The 11,162-nt window shown below is 66.6% G+C and carries 9 protein-coding genes and 1 pseudogene; 2 read left to right on the plus strand and 8 right to left on the minus strand.

All coding sequences use genetic code 11. The annotated features are described in order from the left end of the window. Window positions 1-1,025 (plus strand): fumarylacetoacetase (gene fahA / locus VIR09_RS20330; protein ID WP_332014500.1); only part of this gene is annotated, 1,025 nt, incomplete at its 5' end. On the opposite strand, the gene VIR09_RS20335 is transcribed toward fahA, so the two are convergent. From VIR09_RS20335 to VIR09_RS20370, 8 genes are all read right to left on the minus strand, one after another. After that, a complete protein-coding gene (locus VIR09_RS20335; protein ID WP_332014508.1) occupies window positions 1,022-1,939 on the minus strand; it encodes an acyltransferase in 918 nt (305 codons plus the stop codon). The two genes, fahA and VIR09_RS20335, sit on opposite strands and share 4 nt — an antisense overlap. A gap of 524 nt (window positions 1,940-2,463) precedes the next feature. Further along, window positions 2,464-4,359, minus strand: a complete 1,896-nt coding sequence (locus tag VIR09_RS20340) for an LTA synthase family protein (RefSeq protein WP_332014501.1) — start codon at window positions 4,357-4,359, stop codon at window positions 2,464-2,466. Window positions 4,360-4,509: 150 nt separating this feature from the next. Further along, a complete protein-coding gene (locus VIR09_RS20345; RefSeq protein WP_332014502.1) occupies window positions 4,510-5,238 on the minus strand; it encodes a FadR/GntR family transcriptional regulator in 729 nt (242 codons plus the stop codon). A 78-nt stretch (window positions 5,239-5,316) separates the two neighbouring features. Continuing rightward, window positions 5,317-6,051: a phosphatase PAP2 family protein gene (locus tag VIR09_RS20350; protein ID WP_332014503.1), complete on the minus strand. Its 735-nt coding sequence runs from the start codon at window positions 6,049-6,051 to the stop codon at window positions 5,317-5,319. Between the two features lie 93 nt (window positions 6,052-6,144). Then, a complete protein-coding gene (locus VIR09_RS20355) occupies window positions 6,145-7,485 on the minus strand; it encodes a HAMP domain-containing sensor histidine kinase (RefSeq protein ID WP_332014504.1) in 1,341 nt (446 codons plus the stop codon). Then, on the minus strand, window positions 7,482-8,198 hold the full coding sequence (locus tag VIR09_RS20360; RefSeq protein ID WP_332014505.1) for a response regulator transcription factor: 717 nt from the start codon (window positions 8,196-8,198) through the stop codon (window positions 7,482-7,484). Before VIR09_RS20360 ends, VIR09_RS20355 begins: the two co-directional genes overlap by 4 nt. Before the next feature lie 25 nt (window positions 8,199-8,223). Beyond that, window positions 8,224-9,639 carry an FAD-binding oxidoreductase gene (locus VIR09_RS20365; protein ID WP_332014506.1) on the minus strand — a complete coding sequence of 472 codons (1,416 nt, stop codon included), beginning with the start codon at window positions 9,637-9,639 and terminating at the stop codon, window positions 8,224-8,226. 118 nt (window positions 9,640-9,757) lie between these two features. Further along, window positions 9,758-10,387, minus strand: a complete 630-nt coding sequence (locus tag VIR09_RS20370; protein WP_332014507.1) for a BPTD_3102 family carboxylase-like protein — start codon at window positions 10,385-10,387, stop codon at window positions 9,758-9,760. Window positions 10,388-10,715: 328 nt separating this feature from the next. Between VIR09_RS20370 and VIR09_RS20375 the strand changes: the two are divergent. Next, window positions 10,716-11,162 (plus strand): annotated as a pseudogene (locus VIR09_RS20375) (phosphomannomutase/phosphoglucomutase); the annotation flags it as partial.

Consider the following 11,162-nt stretch of genomic DNA (forward strand, 5'->3'; position numbering starts at 1 on the left):
GCCTGGCGCTGTCCCGCGCGCTGCGCGACGGCGCGGCCCTGCGCGGCGCCGTCGAGCCCCTGCTGGTGTCCCAGGCCGACGCCGAATACACCACGCCCGCCCGCATCGGCGACTACACCGACTTCTACATCTCGGTGCACCACGCCACCGCCGTGGGCAAGCAATTCCGCCCCGACAACCCCCTGCTGCCGAACTACAAGTGGGTGCCCATCGGCTACCACGGCCGCGCCTCCAGCATCGGCGTGGACCAGAAGTTCCCCCGCCCCGTCGGCCAGACCCGCCCCGCCAATGAAGGCGAAGCGCCGCAGTTCGGCCCCTGCGCCCGCCTGGACTACGAACTGGAACTGGGCATCTTCGTCGGCACCGGCAACGCCCAAGGCGACCGCATCCCCCTGACCGACGCCGAATCGCACGTGTTCGGCCTGTGCATCCTGAACGACTGGTCTGCGCGCGACATCCAGGCCTGGGAATACCAGCCCCTGGGCCCCTTCCTGTCCAAGAATTTCGCCTCCACGATCTCGCCCTGGGTCGTCACCATGGAAGCGCTGGAGCCGTTCCGCACGCAATGGAACCGTGGCCCGTCCGAGCCGCAGCCCATGCCCTACCTCGCCTCCGACGCGAACCGCGCCAAAGGCGCCTTCGACGTGCAGATGGAGGTCCTGCTGACCACCGAAAAGTCGCGCGCCGACAAGCAGCCGCCTGCCTTCCTGTCGCGCAGCAACTTCCGCGATGCCTACTGGAACGTGGCGCAGTTGATCACTCACCACACCGTCAACGGCTGCAACCTGCAACCGGGCGACATGCTGGGCACCGGCACGCTGTCCGGCCCGCAGCCTTCGGAAGCGGGCTCGCTGCTCGAGCTGTGCAATGGCGGCAAAACCCCGATCGACCTGCCCTGGGGCGAAAAGCGCACCTTCCTGCAGGACGGCGACCAGATCATCATGCGCGCCGAATGCGTGAAGGCCGGCTATCCGCGCATCGGCTTCGGCGAAAGCTCGGGCCTGGTGCTGCCGGCTCGCGTTTAATCGGTCTTGGCGTTCGACCGCGCACGCGCGGTCAACGCCTCGATCTCATCATCCTTGGCCTGCCACTGCTGGCCTAGCCAGTGGTGGAAGGCCGTGCGGAACGCCTTGTCGCCGGTGTAGTCGGCGTCGCAGAACTCCGGCGGCACCGGCAACTGCCGCATGCGCACCAGCACCTGGCCCGCGCGGCCGCAAGCCAGATCCCAAAAGCTGGGCGCGCCATCCGGATAGGCAATGGTGGCATCGATCATCGAGCGAAAGCGCTTGCCCATTGCATTCAGCGCCACCGCCAGCCCGCCCGCCTTGGGCTTGAGCAAATGGCGATACGGCGAACCCTGCCCATCGCGCTTGGCCGGCGTAAACCGCGTCCCTTCCGCAAACACCATCACGCTGGTCGGCACCAACGAGAACTTCGCGCATGCCCGCCTTGCGGTCTCCTGATCCTGCCGCCCCAGATCCGGATTGCGGCGCAACGCCGCCTTGCCATGGCGCTTCATGAACGGAAAGTCCAGCGCCCACCAGGCCAGCCCGATCACCGGCACATAGATCAGCTGTTGCTTCAGAAAGAACTTCAGCAACGGAATACGCCGGTTCAGCGAGTACTGCAGCACAAAGATATCCGCCCACGACTGATGATTGCAGTTGACCAGATACCAGTCCGCGTAGCGCAGCCCCGTATTGCCCTGGATATCCCAAGGCACCTGCTGGATCCGCGCCAACCACCCCGCATTGCTGGACACCCACGCCGTCGCAATACCATTGAGTACAGGGTCAATGTGCCGCCTGACCGCAGGAAACGGCAGCAACAGCTTCAGCAACGAGACCGGAAACAACAGCAGGCACCAGAACAGCGTGCTGGCCGCCAGCCAAACGGTGCTGACAACACCCGTGATCCATGCAAACCGCCCGCGCGGCAAGGGCAGCGCGCGGCGCCGCACAGGCACATGGGAATCAGGCTTGTTTGATTGAGCGCCCGCAGCAGCGCGAGCAGCATCAGAAGACGATTCAGGAAAAGTCATGCGCCAGTTTCCTACCTTCAACAAGAATCCGACTTGCGCAGAATCAAGCACAGCCATGGCGCGCAGCGCCATCCGCCACGGCAAGCCACCGCGTAAGCCTCTAAAGGCCGCCCGGGCGGCCTTTAGAGGCGGGCATCGCAAGATCTTCCACCGTAACACTCCGGCAGCAAGAACCCTAAGAAAAATTCCCTCCCCAGCGACCTGTGGCATTCAGCCGCCAGAGCTTGGGGCGTCGGGGGCCTGGGGCGCGCGGGGCGTCGATAAGCCCGAGGGAATCTGAAGGAAAGGCCAAAGGCCTTGACGAAGATGACGAAGGGGCAGTCCGGAGCGAAGGCTCCGGACCGCAATCGTTGCCCCGCGCGCCCCAGGCCCCCGACGCCCCAAGCGTCTTAAGAACCAGCAACCGAACAAAAACCTCAACCTCAAGGCAACCGATACCGCTCTTCCCGATAAGCCCAACTAGCCCACAACGCATGCGCCAACGCCTCATCGGAAAGTCCAGGATCCAAAGGCTCCACAGGCGCATAAACCTCGTCACGCCCAACAGGCGCCGCCTCATACCGGAACTGCCGCGGCTGCTTGGCAGGCTCCAGTACCAGCAGCTGATCCCCTTGCAGGTACCCGAAATTATCCGCGTACTGCATCATCGCCCGGTTCGGATCCCGCTGCGTCAGATCCACCCCCAGCATCGGATTCACATTGTCCAGCCCGATCAAGGACAGCATGGTGGGCGCCATATCGATCTGGCTCACCAGCCGTTCATCCTGCCGCGGCGCAACGCCAGCCCCCAGGATCAGCGCAGGAATCTGGAAATGCCGTACCGGCACCGGAATGGAGCCATAGACGCGCGAATCGTGATCCGCGATCACCAGGAACACCGTGTTGTCCCAATACGGCGCCTTGCGCGCCTTGTCGAAAAACTGCCCCAGCGCCCAGTCCGCATAGCGCACCGTGTTATCCACCGTCGCCGGATCGCCCACCGGCTTGATGCGCCCTTCCGGATATTCCCACGGCGAATGGTTGGATACCGAGAACGCCAGCGTGAACACCGGCTTGTCGCCATCCGCGCGCAACAGCCGGTCCACCTGGTTGAACATGTCCTCGTCCGACGCTCCCCACGACCCCTCGAACACCGGATTCACGAACTTCGGACGATCCACGATTTCATCGAAACCGTTGCCCAGGAAAAACGCCCGCATATTGTCGAAGTGCGACTCGCCGCCGTACACGAAGCGTGAATGGTAGCCATGCTTGCCCAACACCTGCGCCAGCGTGAAGAACCCCGTCTGCGACCGCGGCAGCTTCACCACCGCGTCCGCCACGCTCGGCAAGAAGCCCGCAGTGACCGCCTCGATGCCCCGCACCGAGCGCGTGCCCGTCGCATAGGCCCGATGGAACATCCAACCTTCCTTGCCCAGCCGGTCGATATTGGGCGTCAGATCACGCCCGCCCAGACTGCCCACATACTGCGCGCCCAAGCTCTCCTGCAGGATGATCACCAGGTTCAGCGGCTTGTCCCGGCGCACCGTCGCCTTCTGCTCGTGCAGGCTGGGATAGCGCGGATCCAACGGCGCGCCCGTCAGCCCGGCCTTCTCACGCACGATGGCGTTCATCTCATCCACCGCCATCTTGGGATACATGGCGGCCGATGAGCGTTCGTCCCGCATCCGGTAGGCCGCATCAAACACGCTGTACAAGGAGTTGAGCGCCAGCGAATTCACCATGGCGTCGGAACTGTAGGCCACCTTGGCCGGATTGATCGGACGATGCTCCAGCGTGCCGCGCGCCCCCAGGAACACCAGCGCCAGGATCAGGAATGACGCCACCGGCCGCTTCCACCACGACATGAACGGATCGCGCACGCGGGTGGGGAACAGCCGGACCGACAGCCAGGCGGCCAGCACCAGCACCACGAAGGCCGCCAACAGCACGCCCTTGTAGCCCTGCCACAGCATCGACCCGACTTCCTTCGGGTTGAGCAGATAGATGAAATAGAGCCGGTTGGGCCGCGTGTCGTACTCCGCGATGAACTGCGGCGTGGAGACTTCCAGCAGCACATACAGCATCCACCAGGCGCGGAACCACCAGGCGGTGATGCGGGCCGCCAGCGGCCGGTGTCCGAACCAGGGCGAAAACACCGCCGGCAGCGCGATCACCATGGACATCAGGCAGACATCGATGCGCAAGCCGCCCAGCAGCAGCGGACCCAGCCCGCCGGCAGCCTCGACCCGGTCCCACATCCAGAAGGCCAGACCCAGGCGCGACAGCGTCAGCAGCGCCAGGACCGCAATAACGAACCGTAGCGTCAGACGGCGCATGCGAGCGCCCTCCGCTGGCGCCGCAGCGCCCGGTCAGATGTGGAAGAAATATCGCCGTGTATGCCGAGCAGAGCCATGCCGCCTCGTGGTCCGAAATTTGAAAACGCGCAAAGATTAACGCGGTTTTGCGCGAGCCACCGGCGGACGTCCCTACTGGGCGCGCCGCAGCCGCTCGCGACTGTTGCTCAGATGCGTACGCATGGCCGCGCGCGCAGCCTCCGCGTCCTGGCGCTGGATCGCGCCGTAGATGTCCTCGTGTTCGAGGTTCACGCGCGCCAGATAGGCCGCGCGATCCTGGTGCGCGAACTTGGCCGAATTGATGCGGGTACGCGGAATGATGGCCGAACCCAGATGCGACATGAGGTCCGCGAAATAGCGGTTGTCCGTGGATTGCGCCACCAGCAGATGGAACTGGAAATCCGGCGTGACGGTGTCCCCGCCGCTGTCCAGCGCGATTTTGAAGGCGTCCAGCGCGCGCCTCATCTCCTGCAGTTGCGCCGGGCTGCGCCGGGCCGCGGCCAGGCCGGCAGCCTCGCTTTCCAGACAGATGCGCAGCTCCAGCAGCACCAGCACGTCCCGCACCGTGGCGATATCGGCGGGGTCCACGCGGAAATCGCTGCCGCCGCTGGGCTCCAGCGCATAGGTGCCCACGCCATGGTGCGTCTCGACCAGGCCCGATGCCTGCAGCCGGGACAGCGCCTCGCGCACCACCGTCCGGCTGACGCCGAACTCGCGCATGATCTCGGATTCCGTCGGCAACTTGTCGCCAGGCCGGATGTTCCCGCCACGGATGCGTTCCGTGATGCTCTCGACCAGCCCCTGGGCCAGGTTCCGGGGACGACGCCGCGGCGTGACGGGAGAATCGGCGGGAACGTTCATTGGGAATTATCCGAAAGCGGTTGAGCACGGCCCAGGGGCCGAGCGTCGGCGCCCATTGTACTTTGGGGCGTCCCGCGGCTAACCGTTAGGGCGGCTGGCAGCCGGCCGGGCCACGATGAGGGGATAGAAAAACAGGGTCGCCAGGAACCACATCAGCGCCGCGGACCAGAGCGTCTGGCTGAGGAAATGGGCGCCCTGCAGGATGCGCACCACGGAAAAACCCACGCCGGCCGCGATGCCTACGGCCAGGCCCCACCAGCGCCAGGCTGGGCGCCCCAGCGCCCACCCCACGAAGTACAGGGTCAGCAGCGCAAAGCCTGCGCCGGCATGCCCGCTGGGCAAGGCGCCGCCCGCCCCCGTCCGCGCCCAGGTCCACCAATGCACCGGATAGGGGGTATAGCCGCCCAGGAAGTCCAGGTCATAGGGACGGGGTAGCGTCGTGTAATGCTTCAGCTGGTTCACCAGCACCTGCCCGGCCAGGCAGGTTGCCGCCAGCGCCAGCGCTGGCCCGCGCCACGCCCGCCAGGCCGGAATGCGATAGCTCGCCGCCACCACACCCACCGCAGCCAGTCCTATCCCGATGGGCAAGGCCAGCACCATGCGGTGGCCCACCAGTTCCAGCCAACGGTTCAGGCGCAGTGGAAAATCGTCCAGTACCGGATCGAACAGCGCCCGGGCGATCCGCAAGTCCAGCCCGGAAGCATTGGCCCACCACGCCAGACAGGCCAGCGCCAGCGTGATCGCGATGACATGGCTGAACAGATACGAGGCCGGCGTCGGCTGGCGCAGCGCGGGCGGCGATGGTGGCGGCATGGTAGGCGACAGGCGGTCCGTCAGGCAAACGAGCAGCTTAGGCTGTCGACAGTCGAACTTTCGTCAAATTTGACCTTGCGCCCCGCCCGCCACCTATATCGCCTGCCCCTCGCCAGCCTCGAAATGCAGCGTGAAGCGGGTGCCGCGCTGCTCGCCCTGCCGCGAGGAATCGACTGTCAGCGACCAGCCTTGCATGTCGCAGACACGCTTGGCGATCGCCAGCCCCAGACCGCGCGCCGTCTCGTCCGGGCTGCCCGCGCCGGAATCCCGCATGCGGCCGCTGTAATAGCGCCGGAACAGGAACGGCAGGTCCTCCGCGGCGATGCCCTTGCCATCGTCCCTCAATTCCAGCGCGCCATCAGCCGCAATGCTGACGGTCAGCGTCGCCGGCGCGGCGTGCTCGACTGCGTTGCGGACCAGATTGCGCAGCACGGTCAGCAAGGCGTAGCGGTCCAGCGAGCGAATCTGGCCGGCGGAGATCCGGTTCTCGAACCCCAGACTGGCCAAGCCCGCCTGGGCTTCATAACCGCGCCAGGCATTGTCCATGCATTCCGCGAGGTCGACGGGCTCTGCCGGGCGCAGTTCATCGCGCGCCATGGCTCGCGCGCTCTCCAGCGACACGATCACATCGTCCACGTTGTCCACCACGCGGGTCAGGCGCTGGCGCTGGTCCGGGGTCAACGCTTGCGTCAGCAGCATCAACTCGCTGTCCGAACGGATCGCCGCCAAGGGCGTGCGCACCTCATGGCTGAGATTGCCCGCGAATTCGCGTTCGCGGGCAATCGACCTGTCCACCTGGTTCTGCACCCGGTTGAAGGCCTCTATGAGCCGGCCCGCCTCGTCGTCGCGCGTCACCGCCATGTCGGGCGAACCCGGCGCCCAGGTCGCCAGCCGGTCGGTAAGGTCCAGCAGCGGGCCGACCGCGATGGCGGCCACGCGCCGCGACAGCGCGTAGGCGCCCACCACGCAAATGGCGCCGACGCCCAGTACGATCAGGCCGAAGTCATGCACCCGGCCTTCGTTCTCGGTGGCGTCGTACAGCAGGTACACCTTGGCTCGCGCCGTTTCGGCCACCATCACGTGCCAGGTGTATGCGCCCGGCTCGACCAGATGCAGGCCGCTATCCAGGGATTCGATTTCCTGCGGCATGCCCGCGGGGCGCTTGCCCTCCACGCTGACCCAGGCCCGCATGGAGCCTCCCAGCTCGCGCACGCCGTCGCGCGGCAGAAAACCATCGCTGACGCGCGCATGCTGCACCAGCCGGTCCATTTCGGTATTGAGGATGTCGTTGACCAGATCGTCTTCCATCTGGTCGAAGGTCAGGTAGGCCAGCAGGGCCAGCGCCGTCACGAACAGCGCCACGGTTCCGGTCAATGCCCACACCACGCGCTGGGTCAGCGTGCCCCCGGCAGACGCCGAAGAAATGCCGCTCATCTCGCCGCTCCGGCTTCCAGCGTCAGGCGCCAGCCGGTCCCGTGTATGGTCTCGATGCCGTCGAAACCGGCGTCGGCCAAGGCGCGACGCAACAGGTGGACCTGGCTGCGCAAAGCGTCCGACGAAGGCGGCTCGTTGCCCCAGAGCGTGGATTCCAGCTCCTCGCGCGACACCACCCTGCCGGGATCGCGCAACAGGGCTTCGATGATGAGGCCGGCCTTGCGCGTCAGGTGCACGGGGTTGCCGTTGACCGACACGGCGCGGTTGCGGGTGTCGTAAGACAAGGGGCCGAACGCCCGCACCGAGTCCACCGTCGCGCCCTTGGCGCGCTGTATCAGCGCGATCAGGCGCGCTTCCACCTCCAACAGCGCAAAGGGCTTGGTCAGGTAATCGTCCGCGCCATGCGAAAACCCGGCCAGCTTGTCTTCCAGGCTGTCCCGCGCGGTCAGCATCAGCACCGGCACATCCACGCGCCTGTCGTTGCGCAGCGTGTGCAGCACCGCATTGCCATCCATGCCCGGCAGGCCAATGTCCAGGATCAAGGCGTCGAAACGCTGCTCGTTCAGCCGCTCCAGCGCGGCCGGACCCGAATAGGCGACATCGGGCAGGAAGCCGCGCGCCTCCAGGAAGGTGTACAGATTGCCGGAAATGACGGGGTCATCCTCGACGATCAAGACCCTGTAATTCGCGCCCGCCGCGGGACTGGTTGCCATGGTTGCGATCCCCTGTCGTGCGCGGCTAGGCCCGCAGCACCTTGCCCGGATTCATCAGCCCTTGCGGGTCCAGCGCGCGCTTGATCCTGCGCATCAGATCCAGTTCGACGGCGCTCTTGTAGCGCGGCAGCTCGTCGAGCTTGAGCTGGCCCACGCCATGTTCCGCGCTGATCGAACCGTTGTGCGCGTGCACGCTGTCGTGCACCACGCCGTAGATATCGCCTTGCAGCGCCAGCAGCTCGGCCTCGGTCTGTCCCAGCGCGTGGGCCACGTTGTAATGCAGGTTGCCGTCGCCCAGGTGCCCGAAGATCACGTGGCGCACGCCCGGAAAGCGCGCCTGCAGCAAGGCGTTGGTCTTGTGCACGAAGCCGGCGATGGCGGAGATCGGGATCGACACGTCGTGCTTGACCGACTTGCCCAACTCCGCTTCGGCCAGCGGGATGCTCTCGCGCAGATGCCACAGCGCCTTGCTTTGCGCCACGTTGGCGGCAATGGCGGCATCGCTCACCAGCCCGCTCTCGATGGCCTCGCCCAGCACCGTCTCGAAGCGTTCGCGCGCATGCGCCTCGCTTTCGCTGTCGGACAGCTCCAGCAGGGCGAACCAGGGCGACGCGGCGGAATCTCCCTCGAAGGGCAGGCGCTGCTGCGGGAACAGGCGCACGACCGCCTGCAGGCAGGCGCCGCTCATCAGTTCGAAGCCGGTCAGCGCCGCGCCAAAACCCGCGCGGGCGCGCGACAGCAGCTCGACGGCCTGGTCGATACCGTCCAGCGTCAGCAGTGCCGTACACGAAGCCACCGGCCTCGGAAACAGTTTCAGCGTGGCGGCGGTGATGATGCCCAGCGTGCCTTCGCTGCCTATGTACAGGTCGCGCAGGTCGTAGCCGGTGTTGTCCTTGCGCAGGCCGCGCAGGCCGTTCCAGATATCGCCTTCGGCGGTGACGACCTCCAGGCCCAACGTCAGCTCGCGCGTGTTGCCATAACGCAGCACCTGCGTGCCGCCCGCATTGGTCGCGAGGTTGCCGCCTATGGTGCAGCTGCCCTCCGCGGCCAGGCTCAACGGAAACAGCCTATCGGCCGCCGCTGCCGCTTCCTGCACCGCCTGCAGGACGCAGCCCGCCTCCACGGTGATCGTGTCGTTGTCGGTATCCAGGGCACGCACGGCGGTCAGGCGGGCTGTGGACAGGATCACCGCGCTGCCGGACAAGTCGGGCGTGGCTCCCCCGCACAAGCCGGTATTGCCGCCTTGCGGCACCACCGGCACGCCATGCCTGGCGCACAACTTCACGGCCGCAGCCACTTCCGCGGTCGAGCCGGGACGGATCACCGCCAGCGCGGCGCCTCGATAGCGGCGGCGCCAATCCAGCACGTAGCTGTCGGCATCCGTGCCCGTCAGCACATGGGAAGCGCCCAGAAGGGACTGTAGATCGCTCAGCAAGGTCATATGCGCCGCACTAGTAAGGCCTGGTCGGGGCCAGGCAGGGATGTGCGGACTATTGTAGGGGCTGAAATGCCCCGGAGCGCGGCACGGCGGACTCGCGGAGCCCGCCGGCAAAAGCAGCTCAGCCGACCGCCTGGTCCAGCCGCGCGCCCGTCAGGCCGGAACAATAGGCCCGCGAGGCGATGCGGTTCATCAGGAAAGCGCGGTCCACGCCCGCAGGTCCGGGCATTTCCGACAAAGCGCGGTAGGCGCGGCGCAGGACCTCGCCCCGGGTCGCGCCGCACACCAGCAGCCGCGTGCACGGCAGGCGGCGGTCCACGCAGCCGTCGATGCGCACTTCCAGCGCATGGGCGGCGACCGGCTCGCAGTCATACACGGCCGCGCCCGAATGGGCCTGCGCCTGTGCGTCGATCACGCGGAACACGCCGCTGCGGTCGTCCAGCGCGAAGGCGACGGTGCCCATGCCCTGCCAGCCGCGGTCCCGCGCCACATCGGCGGCGACAGCGCGCAAGGCGCTTTCCACGGAGACAGGAAGATGCGGCGCCGGGGATTCGGCGATCAGGACGCGGGCGTCGCGCCAAACGCAGCGCTCCCAGGCCCGGCCCGTGGCCAAGCCGCCCGCTTCGGAAACGAACACGTGGATGTCGAGCCGGCGCTCGCGGCCTGCGGCCGGTCCGGCGTGATCCGTGGGCGGACCCCGCCGGCTTGAGGCGCCCCTGGATGACATTACAGTAGAAACTTTGGCGCCCATGGCCCCTCCCGGTCTTTCTGCTTGCATAGCAAGCGTATCACCTTCGGACGATGAGCAAGTTTTATGCCATGCGCCGCCCCTGGGCCAGCCCCGGAACCCGGCCGCGCGCCGCACCGGAACAAGGCGCCGACGCCTGCGCACGCACCAGATCAGGGCGGACGGTCTGTCACGGTGCAAAGACGAAAAAGGCCCTACGCCGTCTGCCGGATGAAGGGGGAGCGCCAATGGGGGATAATTCCGGTTTAATCCCTAGCCAGGCGAGTTTTGATACGCGGGTTGCCAGAATCCGCGCCAGAACCCGAGCTGCAACCCTCATCAAGGAACCGCCGTGGGCAACAACACGCAATTTCCGAGTTCGGTCTTCAAGGCCTATGACATCCGCGGCACAGTGCCTGACCTGATCGACGCCCGCTTCGCCCGTGCCCTGGGCGTGTCGCTGGCCGCCCGCGCGCGCGACCAAGGCGTGCAGACCCTGGTCGTCGGCCGCGATGGCCGCCTGAGCAGCGAAATGCTGTCGGTGGCGCTGCAGGAAGGCATGCTGGAAGGCGGCGTGGACACCCTGGACATCGGCATGGTGCCCACCCCCCTGGTCTATTTCGCTGCCAACGTCATGCAGACGGGATCGGGCGTCGCCATCACGGGCAGCCACAATCCCCCCAAGTACAACGGCTTCAAGATGATGATGGGCGGCCGCGCGCTCTACGGCGAGGACGTGCAGGCCCTGGCCGCCAGCATGAACGGTCCCGCCAGCGCCCCGGCGGCCCGGCCCGGCGTG

The organism is Achromobacter sp. (genome assembly GCF_036567245.1).
In the GTDB taxonomy this organism is placed as follows: Bacteria; Pseudomonadota; Gammaproteobacteria; order Burkholderiales; family Burkholderiaceae_B; genus Achromobacter.